We start from the raw sequence: 19,421 nt of genomic DNA, 5'->3' as shown, positions 1-19,421 counted from the left end.
CGAGACAGTCCACGGCCACGGCGTCCGGTCCAGTCGATCACCGACGGGTCGGGTTACCCTGCCGTCATGGCGAGCGCCGAACTGGATGAGTTGATCGTCGGGGACGCCGAGGCGCTGCACGCGTGGCTGTCGGCCAACCACGCCACGTCGCCCGGTGTCTGGCTCGCCCTGACCAGGAAGGGCGGCACCGTCACCACGCTGACCTGGCAGCAGGCGGTCGACGAGGCGCTCTGCTTCGGCTGGATCGACGGGCAGGCCCGTAAACGGGACCGGGAGAGCTCCTGGATCCGGTTCACCCCGCGCAGGCCCCGCAGTTCCTGGTCGCAGCGAAACGTAGCGCGGGTGGCCGAGTTGGAGGCGCAGGGACGCGTGACGCCGGCGGGCCGCGCGGCGGTGGAGGCCGCGAAGGCCGACGGACGCTGGGCGGCCGCCTACGCCCCACCGTCGGAGGCCGAGGTGCCGGCCGACCTGCTCGCCGCGATCGCCGCCGAGCCCGCCGCCCAGGCCATGTTCGACGTGCTCACCAGCGCCAACCGGTTCTCCCTCATCCACCGCCTCAATGCCGTCAAACGGGCGCAGACCCGGGAGCGGAAGATCGCCGAGTTCGTCGCCATGCTGGCCCGTCACGAGACCATCCACGCGCAGAAGGCCAAGCCTTCGGGCGCGCCGCGATCGGAGACCTGAGCGCGGGCGGACGATCGGCACGCGGTGCTGCGGACTTCGGCACGAGGGTGACGGCCGCGCGCCTCAACCCGGTGCGGAGGCGCGTGGGACCCTCGACGGATGGACCTCGTGGGGCGGCTCGCCGCAGCGGTGACGGACCTGTCCCGAGTCCGGGACCGCGTCCTGGTCGGCGTCGACGGACCGGACGCGGCAGGCAAGACGACGCTGGCCGACCGGCTCGCCGAGGTGCTGCCCGTGCCGACGCTGCGCGCGTCGGTCGACGGCTTCCACCAGCCTCGCGAGCTGCGGTACCGGCGAGGCGACCTGTCGGCTGAGGGCTACTACCGCGACTCGTTCGACTATCCGGCTCTGCTCGGACAGTGCCTCGGCCCGTTCCTCGAGGGCGCCGGGCAGGTACAGATCGCACGGTACGACCACCGCGCGGGCGCCGACCGCCCGGTCCGGGCCGTGGACGTGCCGGAACGGGCCGTGCTCATCGTCGACGGTGTGTTTCTCCTCCGCAGCCGACTGCGCGACCAGTGGACGTTGTCGGTCTACCTCAGCGTGTCACCGCGGGAGACGCTACGGCGGGCCATGGTCCGCGACACCGATCTCTTCGGAACGCATGAGGAGGTCGAGCGGCGCTATCTCGGGCGTTACCTGCCGGGGCAGGCGTTGTATCGCAGTGAAGTAGATCCAGAGGCTGTCGCGCACGTTGTCGTGGACAACGACCTCGTTGACGCGCCGACGATCGTCCGCTGGACGATGCCCGACATCGAGGGTCTCTCGCGGGCCTGACCCGGCACCCCGAGCCGTTGTCGTATCCTGGCCGACTTCGTTCGTGCGGGAGGTGGGTATGACCGAGCATCCGGACGACGTCCTGCAGCGGTTTCACGGGACGCCTGAGCAGGTAGCTGACGGCCTGGTGGGAGAACCGCCCAGGAGTTGGCAGTCCATCGTCATCGAGGACTATGACCCGGCGTGGCCGGAGCGCTTCGCCGCAGCCAGTTCGACGGTGAAGGCGGTCCTGGGCGACCTGGTCATCGGCATCGAACACGTCGGGTCCACGTCGGTGCCGGGCCTGGCGGCGAAGCCCGTCATCGACATCGACGTCCTGCTGCCCGAGACGACGGACGAGTCCCGCTACCTCCCCGCACTCGAGGGGATCGGTTACCGGCTCGTTCTCCGCGAGCCGTGGTGGCATGGGCACCGGATGCTGATCGCCTCGTCAGAGGACGTGAATCTGCACATCTGGCCGCACGACGCGCCCGAGCCGGTGCGGCATCGGCTCTTCCGCGACTGGCTGCGCACCCATCCGGACGACCGGGAGCTTTACGCCGCGACCAAGCGACGCCTCGCGCGGGAGACGATCGGTCGGGCCGGCGACTACAGCCTGGCGAAGAACGAGGTCGTCGATCAGATCCTCGCGCGTGCCTTCGCCGCCTAGCCGCCCCCGCGGCCGTCCGCCGCTCAGCCGGCGAGCAGCTCGGTGAGCGCCGGGGCGGCCTGCCCGAGCGACGCGGACCCGTCCGGCGCGGTGACCAGCACCCGGCGGCAGCCGTCGAGTTCGACGTACACGTCGGCTCCGGGCCCGCGCGCGGGCCGCAGGACCGCGAACCGGCCGGCGTGCGTCGCGCACGCGACCACCGGCCCGGTCGCCGCGAGGGCGCCGGTCACGGCCTCGGCCTGGTCGGGCGTCAGGATCCGGCCGTACGCGAAGTCGCCGGCCGGCTTCCCGCTCCCGCGTTCCCGCTCGGGGACCTGGTAGACGCAGAGCCGCAGGACGATCCGGTCCGCGTACGCCGGCGGCCCGCTCACCGGGCCCGTCCGGCCACCCGTGGCCACCTGCACGGCGACCAGGTCCGCCCAGCGCTGCGCGCAGCCGGCGGCGGCCGCCTCCGACGACTCGACCTCCTGGACGGGGCGGGTCGCGACGGTGGTGGTCGAGAGCCGGTCCAGTGCCTCGGTGACCTCGGTGCGGGGCTTACCGCACGGCCCGACCGGGATGCCGGGCCGCACCCAACGGCCCTGCTGGTCGAGCAGGGCGAGCCAGGGCGGGATGACCATGTCGAGGGTGCAGGGGCCCTCGTATCGCGGCTCGTCGGGCAGCCGGAGCGCGGCGACCAGGGCCGTCACCTCGCCTGCGCGCCGCTCGGTCGCCACCAACTCCTGCCCGCCGTCGGGGCGACGCTGCACCTGTTGCCCGCAGAGGATGACGGCGACCGGTGTGAAGGTGTCGTCGAGCAGGGGCAGGGTCGGCGCGTCGGTGGCCCCCGCGGGCAGCATGCCCGTCGCCGGGGCCTCGTCGGCGCAGGAGGACCACCGCTCGGTCACCCGCAGCGGCCCGTCGCCGCGGAGGCGTTCCCCGGTGGGGCCGTCCGCCCCGCAGCCGGTGAGCACGACACCGAGGATCCCGGCCGTGGCCACCGCCAGTCTTCGCGTCATGCTGATGGGACGGCAACGGTGTCCGCCGGGTTCCGGCCGCGCACGGAAAGCACGAGGGTTGACGTGCGGTAATCACGGGGCGGCGAGCAGCAGACGCCTGACCTGCGCCAACACGCAACGCCGTTCACCCGCCCGCAACACGTCGCACACAGTGTGTGATCAGTTGTCGGATAGCGTGTTATTCTCCTTTGTCGATCTATGCTCGCAGGGACCCGGACCGGGTCGTTGTCGGAAGGACGCCTCTCCCGATGCCGGCCGTTCCTGTTCGGACCGCGCCGTCCGCCGTGCTGGACAGCCCGGCCGGCGGCGCGCTCAACCTCGTCTTCACCACGCTGCCGGCCCTGCTCCGGCTCACCTGCGGCCTATTCGGCGCGGTGGTCGCTCTCTCGGTGCGCACCGCGCCGGTGCAGGTGGCGCTGCTGCTCCCCGCCGTGGCGGTGCTCACCGCCTGGTCGATCTGGTATGCCGCACGAGCCCTGCGTAGTGGTGTCACGCTCACGATGGCGGCCGGCGACGTGGCGCTGACCACGCTGGCCTGCCTGCTCATCCCCCGGCTGGTGGCGCCCGAGGTGCTGCCCGGCGAGGGGAGTTGGATCGCCGTGCTGGCCAGCACCACGGTCATCAACGCGCAGGCCAACTCCCCGGCCCGCTGGTCGGTGCCGGCCGGGGTCCTGGTGACCGCCGGCTACGTGGTCGGCGCCAACGCGGCCGGCGACCCCCGCGAGGCCACCGCGCACGCGGCGACGCTGCTGGTGCAGACCGCCTGCACGGCCGTGATGACGGGGGTGATGCGCCGCCGGATCGGCCGCGCCGACCGCACGTTCGTCGAGCATCAGCGGCTGGCCCGGGAGGCGCTGGTCGCCCGCACCGCGCGGGAGTCCGAGCGGCGGCAGAACCGGGACCTGCACGACACCGTGCTCGGCACCCTGACCATGGTCGGCCAGGGCGCGGTCACCGGCCCGTCGGCGGCGCTGCGCCGCCGCTGTGCCGCCGACCTGCGTACGCTCGCGGCCCTGGCCGACGCCCGGGCGCTGCCCGGCGACGGTCCGGTGTCGCTGGACGATCGGCTGCGGGCGGTCCGCGACCGGTTGGCCGACCTGCCGGTGACCGTCGACCTGGTGTCCTGCGCGGTGCCCACTGCGGTGGCCGACGCGGTCGCGGAGAGCGTCTACGCGGCGCTGTCCAACGTGGTGCGACACGCGCCCGGCGCGGCGGCCGAGCTGCGGCTGCGTCGGGACGCGGCCGGTGTGACCGTCGAGGTCGTGGACGACGGGCCGGGCTTCGACCCGGCCGGCGTCCCCCCGCACCGCTACGGGCTACGCGAGTCGGTGCTCGGCCGGATGGCCGCGGTGGGCGGCAGTGCCCGGATCGACTCGGCGCCCGGCACGGGGACCCGCATCCGGTTGGAGTGGCCCGGTGTCGGCTGACCTGAACGCGGCCCTGCCCGGCCCGGCGTACGGCGGGGGTGGGGCGTCGGGCGCGCCGCCGACGGTGGTCGCGACCGACACCGCGGCGGGATCCACCGCGGCGTACCCGCCGACGGCCGCCGCGGCGCCGGCACCCGCCGGCCTGTCGGCGGCCCGTGGGCCGGGCGGGGCGCCCGCCGTCGACGAGGTACGCCGGGCGGCGGCCGCCGTCGCGCACGCCTCCGACCGGGGTGCGCGCATCGTGTCGATCGTCATCGCGTTGGCGTGGCACTCCGCGATCGCCCTGCCGGCGGTGCTGGCCGCCCGGTCGGAGTTGGCGGCGCCCACCGTCGTGCTCGCGGCCTGGGTGCTCGTGGCGGTGACCGGCCTACTGGCCGGAGTCCGGCTGCTGCGCGGCAGTCCGCTGCCGGCGTGGCCGCTGGCCGGCCTGCTGCTCGTGGTCGACGGGACGGTCTTCGCCGCCGCCGGCGAGTCGCAGCTGTTCACGGCCGCCAACTGGGTGTGGGGCACGCTCGCCTGGTTCTTCGTGCTGGCCCTGTGGGGGCGGCGGGTGGTCGGGCTGCTGGCCCTGCTGGTCGCGCACTCGTTGATCGCGCTGGTGGCGGTCATCGGGCACGGCGCCACCGCGTCGGCCGACCTGGCCCGCTTCGCGATGTACGTCTACGGCACGTCCTCGCTGCCGGTGGCGGTCTTCGTCGGTGGGGCGGCGATCGCCGCGCTGGCCCGGGAGCGCGCCGCGACCGCCGCCGCCTCGCACGCGGTGGCCGCCGAGCGGGACGCGGCCGAGCAGGCCCGGCGGGACCGGCGCGACCGGCTGGCCCTGGTCAGCGGCACCGCCGAGACGGTGCTCGCCGAGCTGGCCGACGGTCGCGCCGACCCGACCGACCCGGAGGTGCAGCGTCGGGCGATGCTCGCCGCCGCCCGACTCCGCCGGTTGATCGCCGAGTCGGACGACGTCCCCGACCCGCTGCTGCACGAGTTGCGCGCGGCGGCCGACGTGGCGGAGCGCACCGGCCTGCCGATCGAGCTGGTGACCGTCGGCACGCCGCCGCCGCTGCCGGTGTCGATCCGTCGGCGGCTCGCCGACCCGTTCGCGGCCCTGCTGGCCGACGCGCGCGGCTGGGCCCGGTTGACGGTCGTCGCCGGCCCGGACGAGGTGGTGGTCAGTCTGGTGACGCCCGACCGGGACGGCCCGGACGCCACCGGCCCGCCGGCCGGTCCCGGCGGTGACGGTCAGGTGCAGTGGGTGTACGAGCGCGACGGGGAGATCAGATGGGCGCAGACCCGATGGCGGAGATGAGCGGCGATCGGCCGGTCGGGGTGGCCATCGTCGACGACCACCCGGTGGTCGTCGACGGCGTACGCGCCTGGCTCGCCACCGAACCCCGGCTCACCGTTCTCGCCACCGGTGACGACCCGGACGAGGTGCTGCGGGCCGCGCCGGACGCCGACGTCGTCCTGCTCGACCTGCGCCTGCACGGGCGGATGGCGCTGGACAAGTTGGCCGAGCTGAGCGCCACCGGCCGGCGGGTCGTCGTCTACTCCGAGCACACCGACCCGGAGACGATGCTCGCGGCGCTCGACGCGGGCGCGGTGGCCTTCCTCGCCAAGCACGAGGGACGGGAGCACTGCGTGGCGACGGTTCTGGCGGCGGCCAGCGACCGCCCGTACGTGCCGCCGGCGTTGGCGGGCGCGATGGTGGGCGACCCACGGCCGGACCGGCCGGTCCTCTCCGACAAGGAGCGCGAGGCGCTGCTGCTCTGGTTCCAGTCGATGTCGAAGGCGTCGGTGGCCCGTCGGATGCAGATCAGCGAACACACGGTCAAGCAGTACGTCGACCGGGCGCGCATCAAGTACACCCGAGCGGGCCGGCCGGCCGCCACGAAGGCGGCGCTGCTCGCCCGGGCGATCGAGGACGGCCTCGTACGGCCGGAGGAGATCGGCATCTACCGGTCACAGGCGAGGTACGACCGGCCGACCCCCTAACGGGTGTCATGACATCTGGGCTGGGCATCCGCCACTCTCGACGGTGAGGTCAACCGCCCGGGAGGTCGTGACGATGCACGGGAATGCGTCCCCCTTCTTCATCGGTCCGCACCGCTTCGACGCGCCGGACGATGAGGTGGGACCGGTGCTCGACCGCCGGCGCCAACTGGTGCCGGCGGGCGGCGAGCGGGTGCTGTGGCAGCACCGACTGCTGGTCGCGGGGCACCTGCTCGGCCCGACGGAGACGCGGCGGGCGTGGGCGCTGCCCGACCCGGTGTCGGTCACCGTCACCGACCAGCGGATCGTCTGGGTGGGCGAGGGGTCGCAGCTGGCGGTCGTGGCCGCTGGTCGGGCCGGGTCGGGGGCCGCCCGGCACCGGTCGGGGGTTCGCCACCCGGGCCTGATGAGCGGGCAGGTGCGGTGGCAGTGGCCGTCCCGGTTGGAGATGCTGCCGGCCGGGTCGGACCACCCGGCTCAGCTGCTGATCGTGTGTGACGCGCTGCGGACCATCCAGCAGCCGGCGCTGGCCCTGGCCGGACCGGCCGACGAGATCATCGAGCTGGCCCGGCGGGTGTGCCGGACGGCTGCCGCGTTCCGGCTGACCCGCCCGCACCTGGTGGACCTGTCGCCCCAGGAACGCGACGTGCTGGCGCTGCGGGCCACCGCCGGGCTGATCGCCAACGACTCCCGGATCACGCTGCCCGGCTCGCTGCCGGTGGAGTTCCGGTCCCGCGACGACTACTACCGGCGGGCGGCGGGGTCCGACGGGCCCGGGCGCGCAGGCGACGCAGCATCCGGGCATCGGTGAAACCGACGCCGCGCGCCGCGGCCTCGACGGTGGCGCCGTGCCCGATCAGGTGCTCGGCCCGCTCGACGCGGAGCAACTGCTGGTAGCCGAGCGGGGTGAGGCCGGTGGACTGGCGGAACAGCCGGGTCAGCGTGCGTTCGGCGACGCCGCCGGCGGCGGCCAGGTCCGCCAGCGGCAGGGGCTCGGCGTAGCGGCTGTCGATGACGTCCTGCACCCGGTGCACCGCGTCGGACAGGTGCGAGCGGTGCCGCATCATCGCGCTGGCCTGCTGTTCGTCGCCGTTGCGGCGGGCGTACACGACCATGGTGCGGGCGATGCTCGCGGCGGTGGCCGGGCCGTGCCGGGTGGCCACCAGGTGCAGCGCCACGTCGATGCCGCTGGCGATGCCGGCCGAACTCACCACCCGGTCGTCGACCACGTAGAGCACGTCCCGCACCACCCGCGCCGCCGGATGTCGCCGGGCCAGGTCGTCCTGCACGTCGTGGTGGGTGGTGCAGCGGCGGCCGTCGAGCAGCCCGGCGGCCCCGAGGGCGTACGCCCCGGCGCAGACGCTGGCGACGGTCCCGCCGGCGGCGTGGTGGGCGGCCAGCCGACGGAGGTCGTCCGCGCCGACCGGTCCGCCCGGTCCGTGCGCGCGGGGGCGCCACCCGGGCACCACGATCAGGTCGTCCGGGGTCACCTCGGGCCACTCGGTGGCGGCGACCAGGGGCACCCCCTGCACGCTGGGCACCTGTTCCCGCTCGGCCACGTAGTGCAGCCGGTAGTCGAGGCCGAGGTCGGCCGCGGCGGAGAAGACCTGGGCCGGCCCGGCGAGGTCCAGCAGGTGCAGCTGCGGGACGAGCAGGAAGACGACCCGGGCCACGATCAGCTCCGGACGCCGGTGAGGGCGCCGGTCACCTCGTCCACCGTCCGGACGGTGGCGAACCGCCCGGCGAGGGCGTACTCGGTGCGGCTGATGATCTCCTCGTTCCCCAGGGTGCGCGGGTCGGCGAGGATCTCCGCCAGCGTGGCCGTCTCCGGCAGGTCCCGGTGCGGGATGGGGAACGTCATCGTCGCATCGGTCACGAAGGTCATCCGGTAGCCGAGGTCGGAGCCGAGCCGGGTGGTGGTCTCGACGCACTGCTCGGTGCGGATGCCGCAGACGGTGATCTCCGACACCTCGGCGAGGGTGAGCACCTGCTGGAGATTGGTCGTGGTGAACGCGTTGTGCGACGTCTTGACCAGCGTCGGCTCCCCGTCGACCGGCGTCAGGCCCTCGATCAGCCGGACGTGCCCGTTGGCCGGGTCGAAGACGCCGCCGGTGCCGGGCTCGCTGTGCAGGACCCAGACGACGAGGTCGCCGCGCTCGCGGGCGGCGGCCACCAGCCGGTCGACCTGGCCGACGATGTCGGGGTTCGAGCCGTACGCCCAGATGGCGCGCTGGCGGAAGGACTCCTGGACGTCGATCACGACGAGTGCTGCTCTGCTCATGACGTAGATCCTGGCGGGGACGGGGCCGGGAAGGGCAGACACCATCGTGCCCGGATGCGGAACGATCCGGCCACTGTCTGGGCCGGTCGGGTGGGCCACCGGGACCCGGCACGACCGCCCTGGTGCGGGGTCGGAGCCGTCAGGCGCGGGGCCGGTCCAGGGCGGCGGCCTCCTCGGCGGTGGGCGCGGTTCCGCCCAGGTGGGCGGGGAGCCACCAGCGGTCGTCCGGTCCGGCCGGCTGCTCGGGGTACGCCTGCTGCGCCCGATCCACCAGGGCCGTCATCCGCTCGGCGAGCGCGGCCGTCATCGCGGTGGCGTCCGGCCAGCCGGCCGGGTCCATGGGCTCGCCGACGAGGACGGAGATCGGGGTGTGCCGGCGGGTCAGGGCGCGCGGGCGTCCCTTGGTCCAGAGCCGCTGGGTGCCCCAGAGCGCCACCGGGAGCACCGGCACCCCGGCCTCGCGGGCCATCCGGGTCGCGCCGCTCTTGAGGTCCTTGACGGTGAAGGAGCGGCTGATCGTCGCCTCCGGGAAGACGCCGACGACCTCGCCCCGGCGGAGCGCGTCCACCGCCGCGGCGTACGAGTCGGCGCCCGCCTTCCGGTCGACCGGGATGTGCCGCATGCCGCGCATCAGCGGGCCGGAGACCCGGTGCGTGAAGACCGACTGCTTGGCCATGAACCGGACCAGCCGGCGGGACTCCAGCGCGCCGAGACCGCAGAAGATGAAGTCCAGGTAGCTGACGTGGTTGCTGGCGAGCACCGCCCCGCCGCCGCGGGGCACGTGGTGGGCGCCCTCGACGGTGATCTGCAGGTCGAGAACCCGGAACATCGTCTTGGCGAACGCGATCACGGGCGGGTACACGAGCTCCGGCATCCGCGGAATCTACCCTGGGCGGCTGGGATCAACCTGAGAACGACAGCGATCTCCGTCACCTCCTCCCCCACGCCGGCCGCCCGGCGCCGGTTCTGCCGTTGGCGAAGCACCCTGGCCGCCCGCGCCGAACCGCAGCACCATGGCGGGATGACCGAGCGGGGTGTGGTGCTCTGGATCCACGGCGGCGGCTGGCGGGCGCGGGCGGAGGAGGACGGCGCCGCGCTCACCGCGCACGGGCTGCGGGTGGTGCCCGCCCGCTACCGCCTGGCGCCCGAGGCGCGCTGGCCGGCGCAGCTCGACGACGTACGGGCCGAGGCCCGGCGGGCCCGCGCGGAGTCGGGTGGCCTGCCGCTGCTGGTCGCCGGTGACTCCGCCGGCGGCATGCTCGCCCTGCAGCTCGGCCTGCGCGGCGTCGACCGCCCGGACGACGTGGCGGCCGTGCTGGCGTACTGGTCGCCGGTCGACCCGCTGGAGCCGGACTGGAAGCAGCTGCGCCGCGGTGACGACCCGTGGGCCGACCTGCTCGGGCACCCGCCGGCGACCGACGATCCGCCGACGCTCGACACGACCGTGACCAGCCACATCGGCAACCGGGTGCCGGTGCTGCTCGTGCACGGCGCCGACGACCGGGCGGTGCCGGCGAGCCAGAGCGTCGGCCTCACGGCCGCGCTGCTGGCCGCCGGGCACCCCGTCCACAGCTGGCTGACCCACGGCGGGCACGCGCTGCCGCTGGACCGTCCGGACCTGCGGGCGGCGACGGCGGCCTTCCTCGACCACGTGCTGCCGCCCGCCTGACCGGGCGCGCCGGCGCCGCGGGCGCCGGCCGGCGCCCGGCGGTCAGTCGCCCAGCTTGTCCAGGTCCAGCCGGCCGCGGGCGAAGGCGTCCACCCGGCCCCAGCGGCCCGGGATGTCCAGCACCTCGATGCGGCCCATGCCGACCGGCAGCCGGGGATCGACCGAGAGGTGCCCCTCGTGGGGTTCGATGCCGAGCATGGTCCGCAGCAGCAGCAGCGGGGCGCCCGTCGACCACGCCTGCGGGCTGCACGCCGTCGGGTACTCGACCGGGAACTTGGTCAGGTCCCGCGGGTATCCGCCGAACGCCTCGGGGAGCCGGCCGTCGAAGTACGTGGCCGCGTCCAGGATGCCGTTGGCGACGGTGGCCGCCTCCTCGGCGAACCCGTAGCGGCGCAGGCCCCAGGCGATGAACGAGTTGTCGAAGGGCCAGATCGTGCCGTTGTGGTAGCCGATCGGGTTGTAGCGCACCTCCCCCTCGGCCAGCGTCCGCACCCCCCAGCCGGAGAAGAGCCGGGGACTGACGAGGTGCTGGGCGATCTTCTCGGCCCGGTCGTGGTCGACGATGCCGCTCCACAGCAGGTGGCCGATGTTGGAGCTGAGCACGTCGCACTGGCGTCCGTCGGGGTCGAGCCCGAGGGCGAAGTACTCGCCGTCGGACACCCACCAGTCCCGGTTGAAGCGCGCCTTCAGCTCCGCCGCCTCCCGCTCCAGCTGGTCGGCGTACGCGGCGTCGCCCCAGAACTCCCGGGCCAGCCGGGCACCCCGCATCTTCGCGTCGTACGCGTACCCCTGCACCTCACAGGTGGCCCGGGGGAACGGCGGCAGCCGACCGTCCGAATAGGAGATCGAGTCCCAGGAGTCCTTCCAGCACTGGTTCTCCAGGCCGGTGTCGGTGTTGCGCCGCTCGTACCAGATGTAGCCGTTGCCCACGAGGTCGGCGTACTCGTCGATCCACCGCAGCGCGGCCCGCGACTCCTGCTCCAACTCCTTGACCAGTTCGACGTCGCCGCTCCACCGCTCGTACTCGTCGAGCAGCACCACGAACAGCGGGGTGGCGTCGACCGAGCCGTAGTACGGCGAGTGCGGCTGCTCCTCGAAGGCGGCGGTCTCGCCGTAGCGCATCTCGTGCAGGATCCGCCCCGGGTCCTCCTCCCGGAAGTCGTCGAACCGGGTGCCCTGGAGGGCGGCCAGGATGCGCAGCGTGGTCTTGGACAGCTGCGGCGTGAACGGCAGGGTCTGGAGGCAGGTCAGGATGCTGTCCCGGCCGAACATCGTCATGAACCACGGCAGGCCGGCGGCGGGCAGGGTCGCCCCGCCCAGCGAGAGCGGGGAGAAGCGCAACGCGGCCAGGTCGATGAGGCTCCGCCGGTACGTCGACGCGACCCTGCCGTGCTGGCTGTTCACCTTGGGCGCGTCGGCGATCCACTTCTCCAGGTCGTGCTGGAGCGCGAGCCGTTCGGTGCCGTGGGCCCGCACACCCATCCGCAGGTCACGGCCGCCCGGCCCGACGGCCACGGTGTGCACGTCGATCCGGGTCTCCCACTGCTGGTTCGGCTCCAGGTGGATGCTGAACGCGAAGCCGTCCCGGTCGTACCGGGCGGGCGCCGACGAGGCGATGACCGTCTCCCGGGTGAAGTTGCCGCGCCGGTAGCCCAACCGCAGCCGGTCGGGCTCCACCTCGGTGTAGAGCTCGCCCTTCTTGTTCAGGATCTCGTCCTTCACCTGGAACAGGTCCGCGAAGTCCGACGCGGCCGCCATCCGGATCTCCAGGTCGACGGGGTTCTCGTCGTGGTTGAGGACCGTGATCTGCTCCCGGAAGCTGCCACCCACCGCCCGCTCGCGGATGATCGACAACTTGGCGTCGATGTAGTGCGTGGCCATGCCGGGCACCAGGAAGAACCGGGCCTCGTAGTACTGGAGGTCGTCGAAGGAGAGCGCGTTGAGGCGTTCGCCGTTGACGGTCAGCACCCACTTCGACAGGAACCGGGTGTCGAGGGAGAAGAGGCCGGTCGGCTCGCTCGGCGTCGCCTCGATGTCCCCGGTGTCCTCGGAGACCACGAACGTGTTGCCGTCCAGGATTCGGATCGTGTTGGTGGAGCCCATCACCGCACCTCCCGCTGAAAGCGCCGTCGCGGGCCGCGGGCGTCGGGCTGGCCAGGGAAGATACGTTCCACCTGTACGAGCAGCCGCGCGTCCCCCATCACCGTCATGTCCCCCCGCAGCACCGCCGCGATCCCGTGCTCGCGGCCGACGGCGATCTCCTCGAAGAGCGCCGGACTGGTGCCGATGACCGTGTCGGCCTCCCGGTCCTCCTGGGTCACCGACACCCGGCCCCGGTCGATGTTCAGCAGCCAGTGGTGGGTACGGGGACCCTCGTGCAGGTCGACCCGGAGCGTGCCGGCCGTCTTCGCCAGCCGTGGCTCGTACCCCCTCCGGTCCAACTCCTCGAAGAACCTCGTGGTCGCATCCAGCATGGGGTCCCTCCCCTCCTGGTCCGTCGCGCCCGCTACCGGCCGCTCCGCGTCCCTGCCGGGCGGCCGTCCCGACGTCGGAGAACGGGTCCCCGCCGGGGAGGGGCTCAACCTCGCCCGGATGGGGTGAGCGCGGCCGGGCCGCCCGGAAGGGGAGACGCGTCGGCTCCCCGGGGTTCCCGGGGAGCCGACGGAGTCCGCGGCGGACGTCAGTTGTTCGGGTCGTCGGCGCTGATGTCCGCGAGCACCGACTGCGGCTCCCGCTCGACGGCGAGGTCACCCATCGAGACGAGGCCGACGAGGCGCCCGTCGTCGACGACCGGAAGACGGCGCACCGCGTAGGTACGCATCAGGTCGGCGGCGGCCACCGCGTCGTCGTACTGGCTCACCGTCACGACGTCCTTCGACGTGATCTGGTTGAGCTGGGTGGAGCTGGGGTCCATGTTCTCCGCCACAGCTCGGACCGTGATGTCCCGGTCCGTCACGATACCGACCACGTCGTCGCCATCGGTCACCACCACGTCGCCGATGGCGCTGTCGCGCATCTCCTGTGCCGCGGCGGTGAGCGTGTCGTTGCCGTCCATCGTCACCAACCGGGTCGTCATGAACTCTCCGACCGTTGTCATGGTGCTCCCCTCTCGGTGTCGGCACGGGCCGTCTACCCGCCGCCCGGGGCGGGGTAACGCCGCGGGGAGGCTCCCGATCCGCTCTGCGAGCGCCTCGTCGAGATGACGGTCGCGGGGCCGGCGGGGGCGTGTTTGGATGGGAAACCCGACCGGAGTTGTGGAGGAAAGCGTGCCGGACGAACAGACCGAACGTGCCCTGACCGACCTGATCGCCGCTCGTCACCTGGGCGTTCTCGCGACCATCCGGCGGGACGGCCGGCCGCAGCTGTCCACGGTGGTCCACTCGTTCGACCGGGCGGCCGGCGTCATCCGCGTGTCGGTGACCGACGGCCGCGCCAAGACCGCCAACCTGCGTCGGGACCCGCGCGCCACCTTCCACGTGAGCAGCGAGGACGGCTGGGCGTACGCGGTGGTCGAGGCGCGCGCCGAGTTGACCCCGGTGGCCGCCGACCCGGGCGACGCCACCGTCGAGGAGCTCGTGGGGGTCTACCGGTCGATCCAGGGCGAGCACCCCGACTGGGACGACTACCGGCGGGCGATGGTCGCCGAGCGGCGACTGGTGCTGCGCCTGCACGTGGAGCGGACGTACGGCATCCCGCCGCGGGCCTGACCGGCCGCGCCCACCTGCCGGCCGCGGATCGCGGAGACCGATGCTTCTCGGCCTCCACGACCCGCCGGCGCGGTCCGGTCAGCGGCGTTCGGCGGCGACCAGCTCGGCGATCTGCACCGCGTTGAGCGCGGCGCCCTTGCGGAGGTTGTCGTTGGAGCAGAAGAACGCGAGCCCGTTGTCGACGGTCTCGTCGGCCCGGATCCGTCCGACGTAGGTCGGGTCCTGGCCGGCGGCCTGCAACGGGGTGGGCACGTCCGTCAGGGCCACGCCGGGGGCGTCCGCGAGCAGGTCACGGGCGTGCTGCGGGGTGATCGGCCGGGCGAACCGCGCGTTGATCTGGAGCGAGTGGCCGGTGAAGACGGGCACCCGGACGCAGGTGCCGGAGACCTTCAGGCCCGGAATCTCAAGGATCTTGCGGCTCTCGTTGCGGAGCTTCTGCTCCTCGTCGGTCTCGAAGGAGCCGTCGTCGACGATCGAGCCGGCGAGCGGGAGCACGTTGTACGCGATGGGCTGCGCGAACGAGCGGGGCGCCGGGAACTCCACCGCGCCGCCGTCGAAGGTGAGCCCGCTGGCGTGCTCGGCGACCTTGCGGACCTGCTCGTCCAGTTCGGCGACGCCGGCCAGGCCGGCACCGGACACCGCCTGGTACGTCGACACGACCAGGCTGACCAGCTCCGCCTCGCCGTGCAACGGACGCAGCACCGGCATCGCGGCCATCGTGGTGCAGTTCGGGTTGGCGATGATGCCCTTGGGGCGTACGCCGGCGGCGTGGGGGTTGACCTCGGCGACGACCAGCGGCACGTCCGGGTCCATCCGGAACGCGGACGAGTTGTCGATCACCACGGCGCCGGCCTCGGCGACCCGGGGGGCGAGCTCCTTCGCGGTGCCCTTGCCCGCCGAGAAGAGCACGATGTCGAGCCCGGAGTAGTCGGCGGTGGCGGCGTCCTCCACGGTGACCTCGCCGTCCCGCCACGGCAGGGCACGCCCCGCAGACCGGGCGGACGCGAACAACCGCACCTGCTCCGTTGGGAACTCCCGTTCCGCCAGCACCTGCCGCATCACGCCACCGACCTGGCCGGTGGCCCCCACAATGCCGATCCTCATGCCCGCGAGGCTACCCAGCGCCGGCCCGGGAGGGGGAGCGCTTTCCCCGCGCCCGGGCGGACGTCACACCGGCCCGCGCGCGCGACCGGCGCGGACGGGCGCGCCCGCCGCGGAAACACCACCGTCGATAGCCGGCACGCCCGCAAGATCCGGCCCCGATCAACCCGGGAACCGAAGCCCGTCCAGACCTGCGATCCACCTCACACCCGGCCTCCGCGAGGCCCGGTCGGTCCCGGGGAGAGCGGCCGTTGACGCGTGGAAGGCCGCTCTCCCCGGAACGAAGGCGGAACCGGGGAGGTCAGCGGGGGATGTCGATCAGCTCGCCCAGGTTGGTGGCGGCGAGTTCGTCACGGATCACCGCGGCGTCACCCTCGATCACCAACGTCAGCGACTCCGGGTGCAGGTGCGCCGCGGCCGCCGCGCTCACCTGGTCGACGTCGGCCGCGAGCAGCGCCTCCCGCAGCCGGGCGTGGTAGTCGTCCGGCAGGTCGTGCACCACCAGGGTGGCCAGCGCCGAGGCGATGGCCCGGGGGCTCTGCAACTCCACCGACAGCTGGCCGGCGCGCCACGACCGGGCCACCGCCAGCTCCTCCTCGGTCACCCCGCCGCTCTGCGTACGGCTGATCTCGCCGACCGCCTCGACCAACGCGGGCGCGGTGACGGCCGTCTGCACACCGGAGCTGACCGCGAACCGGCCGAACCGGCGGGACGACGCGAAGTCGCCCCGGATCCCGTACGTGTAGCCGCGCACCTCACGGATGAGGTGGTTGAGCCGGGACGTGAACGCGCCGCCGAGCACCGTGCCGGCGAGGCTCGTCGGCACGTGGTCGGGGTGGGCACGGTGCGGCGACGGGTGCCCGAGCCGCAGCGTGGACTGCACCGAGCCGGGACGGTCGACCAGGATGATCCGTCGGCGGTCGTGCAGCGGCACCTCGATCGGCCCGCCGCGCTCCACCGGCCCGCCGCCGGTGCCGGCGAACGCCGCCGCCCCCAGCGCGTCCAGGTCGATCCGGTCCAGGTCACCGGCGACGATCAGGGTGCCGGGGCGGATGAACCACTCGGAGTGGAAGACCGTCACGTCCTCCACGTCCAGGCCGGCGACCGAGTCCGGGTCGCCGTACATCGGCCGGCCCCACCGGTTCTCCGCGCCGAACAGGTCGGCGCGCAGCGCCGCGTCGGCCCGGGGGCCCGGGTTGGCCCAGTCCATCCGCAGCGCGGTAGCCTCGTCGTCGCGTACCCGGCGGACGTCGTCCGGGTCGAGTCGCGGCGTACGGACCGCCTCGGCGAGCAGCTCGACGGCGGCGGTCACCCGGTCCACCGGGACCTGCACGCTGACCTGGAACGAGTCCCAGTCCAGCCCGGTCACCAGCTCGGTGCCGAGCCCTTCGACGGCGAGCGCGTACGCCGCCGCGTCCCGCTGGGCGGTGCCCTCCTCCAGGGCCTTGGCGAGCACCCCGCCGAGGCCCTCCTTGCCGGTGGGCTCCCGGCCGGCGCCGGCGTCGAGCAGCAGCAGGGCGACCGCGAGGTTCTGCCCGGGCAGGTGCGCGGCGACGACCTGACCGCCGGCCACGGCGCGGCGGACCACCGGCGGGAACCGGTAGGGGCGGGCGGCGCCCGGGCCGGGGCGCGAGGCGATCAGGGTCACGACGTCTCCTCGGCGTGGTAGGTCAGGGTCACCCGGTCGTCGGCGGCCAGCACCTCGGCGGCCGCCTCGGCGATCTGCTCGGCGGTCACCGCGAGCCAGGCGGGCAGGCGCTCGGCGGCGCGCGCCGGATCGCCGAACTGGGTGGTGTAGCGGCCGAGCGTGTCCGCCCGGCCGTCCACGGTGGACATCTGCCGCCACCACGCGGTGCTGAGCAACGCCTTGGCGCGGTCCAGCTCGCTGGCGGTGACCGGCACGGTGGCCAACTCGTCGACGACGGCGTGCAGCCCGGCGGCCAGCCGCTCGGCGCTCACTCCCGGACGGGCCGTGGCGGTGGCGATCAGCGGCGCCGGCGCGTGCGCCAGGTCCACCCCGTACGCCCCGACGAGGTCCGGCTGCGCGATCCGCTCGCCGTCGGCGAGCCGCTGGTAGAGCCGGCTGCCCCGGCCGCTGCCGAGCACCGTGGCGAGCACGGTGGTCACGTCGTAGCCGGGGCTGCCGAACGGGTGGGTGCGGTGGGCGACGTACACCCGGGGGGCCGGCACGTCGGCGGTGACCGTCTCGACGGCGGGCCGCCCGGTCGCCGGGACCGTCCGACCGTCCGGCGCGGGTGGGATCTCCGCCCGGGCCGGGATGGCGCCGAAGTACTTGTCGACGAGCGCGAACACCTCCACGGCGGACACGTCGCCGACCACCGTGAGCACCGCGTTGTTCGGCGCGTAGTACGTCTGGTGGAACTCCTGGAAGGTTTCCAGCGCGGCGGCGTTCAGGTCGGCCATCGAGCCGATCGTCGCGTGGTGGTAGGGGTGTCCGGGCGGGTAGAGCAGCGGCAGCAGCCGCAGCCAGGCGTCGCCGTAGGGCACGTTCTCGTACCGCTGGCGCCGCTCGTTCTTGACCACCTCGCGCTGGTTGTCGAGCGTCTCCTGGGTCAGCGCCGGGACCAGACCGCCCATCCGGTCCGCCTCCAGCCACAGGGCGAGCTCCAGGTGCTCGGCGGGGACGGTCTCGAAGTAGTTCGTCCGGTCCGGGTTGGTGGTGGCGTTGAGCGAACCACCCGAACCCTGGATCAGCTTCATGTGCTCGGTCTTGGCGACGTTGAGCGAGCCCTCGAACATCAGGTGCTCGAAGAGGTGGGCGAACCCGGTCTGCCCCTCCGGCTCGTGGCGCGAACCGACGTCGTACCAGAGGTTCACCGCCACCGCCGGCGCGGTGCGGTCCTCGCTCACGACGACGCGCAGGCCGTTGTCCAGTCGGGTCGTCTCGATGGGCCAGGGGTAACCGCTGTCGGGCATGACCACGACGCTATCCGATCGCACGGGCGGAAAGGTGACGTGCGGTCACCGGGCGAGCCGGGGGCGATCCACCACAGGCCGGGCGGCGGGAGAGTCCGGACGCATCGACCGCTCCGGCCCGGGTACCGGGGGTTGCATGTCCGCGCCCAGCCCTCACCCCGTCGCGTCCCGCGCCGCGACGCACGCCGGCGCCGCCCTGCGCCTGGCCGCCGCCGCGCTGGCCCACCTGCGCCGGGCCCGCGCGCTCCATCCGGCCGGCCGCTCCTTCGCCGGTGAGGTGACGATCTGGGGTACGGCGGGACCGCCGACCGGGGTCGCCCTGCTCGACGAACCGGGGCGGTACCCGGCGACGGTCCGGCTCTCCAAGGGCGTCCCGACGCCGGGGAGCTGGCCGGACGTGCTCGGCCTGGCGGTGCGCGTGCATCTCGACGAGGAACGCCCGTTCGACCTGCTGGCCAGTTCCAGCGCCGCGCCGCCGGCCCTGCGGGCGGTGCCGCTGCCACGGCGGCGCTTCGCCGGCACGTACACCACGATCATGCCGCTCCACGCCGGTGGCCGGCGGGTGTGGCTGGCCGCGCTCGCCGACCCGGAGTCGACCGACCTGGGCCGCAGCCTGGCCGACGTCGGCGCCGCGACCCGGGCGGACGAGCCTCGGCTGGTGCTCGCGGTCGCGTCCGCCGCCGGGCCGTGGCGGCCGTTCGGACAGGTCAGCATCGGCACCCAGCTCAGCGCCCGGCAGGACGCCGCCCTGGCCTTCGACCCGATCGGCAACCTGCCGGCCGGCCTGTCCGCCGTCGGGCCGATGGCCTGGCTGCGGGCGCAGACCTACCGGGGCTCGCGGGAGGCCCGTGGGGCCCGGGTTCAGTCCGGCGGCTCGTTGGGGGTCACCGTCTGATCCGAGGTCCGGTGCTCCAGGAAGGTGTCCGGTGCCACGTTGCGGTCCTCCCGGAGATCGGACTCGGTGAGGATCGCCTCCGCCTGCGCCTCCGGGTCGTCACTGCCGACCGCCGCCTCCTCGGGCAACAGGTGGGCGCGGGACTCGACGCGGTCCTGGTCGTTCTGCTCGTCGGTCATGGCACCCCTCATACCCCCGGCCGGCCGTCCACACGCCCGAGCCCACCGCGCGCCGGTCCCGCCAGGCGGACGTGTGGCTGATGGTTCCCCGGACGTCGGGTAGGCTTGGTCCCGTGACGCGGTCGTATCGATGG

Annotated in this window: 21 protein-coding genes; 10 read left to right on the top strand and 11 right to left on the bottom strand. The window is 73.9% G+C overall.

Annotation, left to right across the window (positions count from 1 at the left end):
• The first annotated feature begins 66 nt into the window (after positions 1 to 66).
• From GA0070620_RS27850 to GA0070620_RS27840, 3 genes are all read left to right on the top strand, one after another.
• Positions 67 to 684 carry a YdeI/OmpD-associated family protein gene (locus GA0070620_RS27850; protein ID WP_091595739.1) on the top strand — a complete coding sequence of 206 codons (618 nt, stop codon included), beginning with the start codon at positions 67 to 69 and terminating at the stop codon, positions 682 to 684.
• A gap of 99 nt (positions 685 to 783) precedes the next feature.
• Complete coding sequence (locus GA0070620_RS27845) at positions 784 to 1,461, top strand: nucleoside/nucleotide kinase family protein (RefSeq protein ID WP_091595737.1); 678 nt, start codon at positions 784 to 786, stop codon at positions 1,459 to 1,461.
• Positions 1,462 to 1,519: 58 nt separating this feature from the next.
• Positions 1,520 to 2,110: a GrpB family protein gene (locus GA0070620_RS27840; protein WP_091595735.1), complete on the top strand. Its 591-nt coding sequence runs from the start codon at positions 1,520 to 1,522 to the stop codon at positions 2,108 to 2,110.
• A 23-nt stretch (positions 2,111 to 2,133) separates the two neighbouring features.
• Here GA0070620_RS27840 and GA0070620_RS27835 read toward each other — a convergent pair whose 3' ends face one another.
• Positions 2,134 to 3,108 carry a hypothetical protein gene (locus tag GA0070620_RS27835; RefSeq protein WP_157741719.1) on the bottom strand — a complete coding sequence of 325 codons (975 nt, stop codon included), beginning with the start codon at positions 3,106 to 3,108 and terminating at the stop codon, positions 2,134 to 2,136.
• Between the two features lie 248 nt (positions 3,109 to 3,356).
• On the opposite strand from GA0070620_RS27835, the gene GA0070620_RS27830 reads away from it, so the two are divergent.
• From GA0070620_RS27830 to GA0070620_RS27815, 4 genes are all read left to right on the top strand, one after another.
• Entirely contained in the window at positions 3,357 to 4,535 is a 1,179-nt protein-coding gene (locus GA0070620_RS27830; protein WP_091595731.1) for a sensor histidine kinase, read from the top strand.
• A 142-nt stretch (positions 4,536 to 4,677) separates the two neighbouring features.
• Entirely contained in the window at positions 4,678 to 5,835 is a 1,158-nt protein-coding gene (locus tag GA0070620_RS27825) for a hypothetical protein (RefSeq protein ID WP_231922487.1), read from the top strand.
• A complete protein-coding gene (locus GA0070620_RS27820) occupies positions 5,808 to 6,521 on the top strand; it encodes a response regulator transcription factor (protein ID WP_091595729.1) in 714 nt (237 codons plus the stop codon). Before GA0070620_RS27825 ends, GA0070620_RS27820 begins: the two co-directional genes overlap by 28 nt.
• A gap of 73 nt (positions 6,522 to 6,594) precedes the next feature.
• Positions 6,595 to 7,329: a hypothetical protein gene (locus tag GA0070620_RS27815; protein ID WP_157741718.1), complete on the top strand. Its 735-nt coding sequence runs from the start codon at positions 6,595 to 6,597 to the stop codon at positions 7,327 to 7,329.
• Here GA0070620_RS27815 and GA0070620_RS27810 read toward each other — a convergent pair.
• From GA0070620_RS27810 to GA0070620_RS27800, 3 genes are all read right to left on the bottom strand, one after another.
• Positions 7,214 to 8,191 carry a GlxA family transcriptional regulator gene (locus GA0070620_RS27810; protein WP_091595727.1) on the bottom strand — a complete coding sequence of 326 codons (978 nt, stop codon included), beginning with the start codon at positions 8,189 to 8,191 and terminating at the stop codon, positions 7,214 to 7,216. The two genes, GA0070620_RS27815 and GA0070620_RS27810, sit on opposite strands and share 116 nt — an antisense overlap.
• Before the next feature lie 2 nt (positions 8,192 to 8,193).
• A complete protein-coding gene (locus GA0070620_RS27805; RefSeq protein WP_172836514.1) occupies positions 8,194 to 8,799 on the bottom strand; it encodes a cysteine hydrolase family protein in 606 nt (201 codons plus the stop codon).
• Between the two features lie 139 nt (positions 8,800 to 8,938).
• A complete protein-coding gene (locus GA0070620_RS27800) occupies positions 8,939 to 9,673 on the bottom strand; it encodes a lysophospholipid acyltransferase family protein (RefSeq protein WP_091595724.1) in 735 nt (244 codons plus the stop codon).
• A 147-nt stretch (positions 9,674 to 9,820) separates the two neighbouring features.
• Between GA0070620_RS27800 and GA0070620_RS27795 the strand changes: the two genes are divergently transcribed.
• Entirely contained in the window at positions 9,821 to 10,468 is a 648-nt protein-coding gene (locus tag GA0070620_RS27795; protein WP_091595722.1) for an alpha/beta hydrolase, read from the top strand.
• A gap of 42 nt (positions 10,469 to 10,510) precedes the next feature.
• Here the strand turns inward: GA0070620_RS27795 and GA0070620_RS27790 are convergent, their stop codons facing one another.
• The 3 genes from GA0070620_RS27790 to GA0070620_RS27780 form a co-directional block, all read right to left on the bottom strand.
• Positions 10,511 to 12,571 carry an amylo-alpha-1,6-glucosidase gene (locus GA0070620_RS27790; RefSeq protein ID WP_091595720.1) on the bottom strand — a complete coding sequence of 687 codons (2,061 nt, stop codon included), beginning with the start codon at positions 12,569 to 12,571 and terminating at the stop codon, positions 10,511 to 10,513.
• Positions 12,571 to 12,942, bottom strand: coding sequence for an SCP2 sterol-binding domain-containing protein (locus tag GA0070620_RS27785; RefSeq protein ID WP_091595718.1), 372 nt, complete (start codon positions 12,940 to 12,942; stop codon positions 12,571 to 12,573). The genes GA0070620_RS27790 and GA0070620_RS27785 overlap by 1 nt, the downstream gene beginning before the upstream one ends.
• Before the next feature lie 206 nt (positions 12,943 to 13,148).
• The gene (locus GA0070620_RS27780) at positions 13,149 to 13,565 is read right to left on the bottom strand and encodes a CBS domain-containing protein (protein ID WP_091595716.1); all 417 of its coding nucleotides are present in this window, start codon (positions 13,563 to 13,565) and stop codon (positions 13,149 to 13,151) included.
• Positions 13,566 to 13,701: 136 nt separating this feature from the next.
• On the opposite strand from GA0070620_RS27780, the gene GA0070620_RS27775 reads away from it, so the two are divergent.
• On the top strand, positions 13,702 to 14,175 hold the full coding sequence (locus GA0070620_RS27775; RefSeq protein ID WP_091595714.1) for a PPOX class F420-dependent oxidoreductase: 474 nt from the start codon (positions 13,702 to 13,704) through the stop codon (positions 14,173 to 14,175).
• A 78-nt stretch (positions 14,176 to 14,253) separates the two neighbouring features.
• On the opposite strand, the gene GA0070620_RS27770 is transcribed toward GA0070620_RS27775, so the two are convergent.
• The 3 genes from GA0070620_RS27770 to GA0070620_RS27760 form a co-directional block, all read right to left on the bottom strand.
• The gene (locus tag GA0070620_RS27770) at positions 14,254 to 15,279 is read right to left on the bottom strand and encodes an aspartate-semialdehyde dehydrogenase (RefSeq protein WP_091595712.1); all 1,026 of its coding nucleotides are present in this window, start codon (positions 15,277 to 15,279) and stop codon (positions 14,254 to 14,256) included.
• Between the two features lie 298 nt (positions 15,280 to 15,577).
• On the bottom strand, positions 15,578 to 16,924 hold the full coding sequence (locus GA0070620_RS27765) for a M16 family metallopeptidase (protein ID WP_091595710.1): 1,347 nt from the start codon (positions 16,922 to 16,924) through the stop codon (positions 15,578 to 15,580).
• A complete protein-coding gene (locus GA0070620_RS27760; RefSeq protein ID WP_091599460.1) occupies positions 16,921 to 18,213 on the bottom strand; it encodes a M16 family metallopeptidase in 1,293 nt (430 codons plus the stop codon). Before GA0070620_RS27760 ends, GA0070620_RS27765 begins: the two co-directional genes overlap by 4 nt.
• Before the next feature lie 136 nt (positions 18,214 to 18,349).
• On the opposite strand from GA0070620_RS27760, the gene GA0070620_RS27755 reads away from it, so the two are divergent.
• Entirely contained in the window at positions 18,350 to 19,108 is a 759-nt protein-coding gene (locus tag GA0070620_RS27755) for a phosphodiesterase (protein ID WP_091595708.1), read from the top strand.
• Here GA0070620_RS27755 and GA0070620_RS27750 read toward each other — a convergent pair.
• Positions 19,075 to 19,287 carry a hypothetical protein gene (locus GA0070620_RS27750; RefSeq protein ID WP_091595706.1) on the bottom strand — a complete coding sequence of 71 codons (213 nt, stop codon included), beginning with the start codon at positions 19,285 to 19,287 and terminating at the stop codon, positions 19,075 to 19,077. The genes GA0070620_RS27755 and GA0070620_RS27750 overlap by 34 nt on opposite strands.
• Between the last annotated feature and the right edge of the window lie 134 nt (positions 19,288 to 19,421).

The sequence above is a fragment of the Micromonospora krabiensis genome, from assembly GCF_900091425.1.
GTDB classification, from domain to species: domain Bacteria; phylum Actinomycetota; class Actinomycetes; order Mycobacteriales; family Micromonosporaceae; genus Micromonospora; species Micromonospora krabiensis.
The sequence above is the reverse complement of the archived record's forward strand: the minus strand, read 5'-3'. Positions and strand labels throughout refer to the sequence as shown.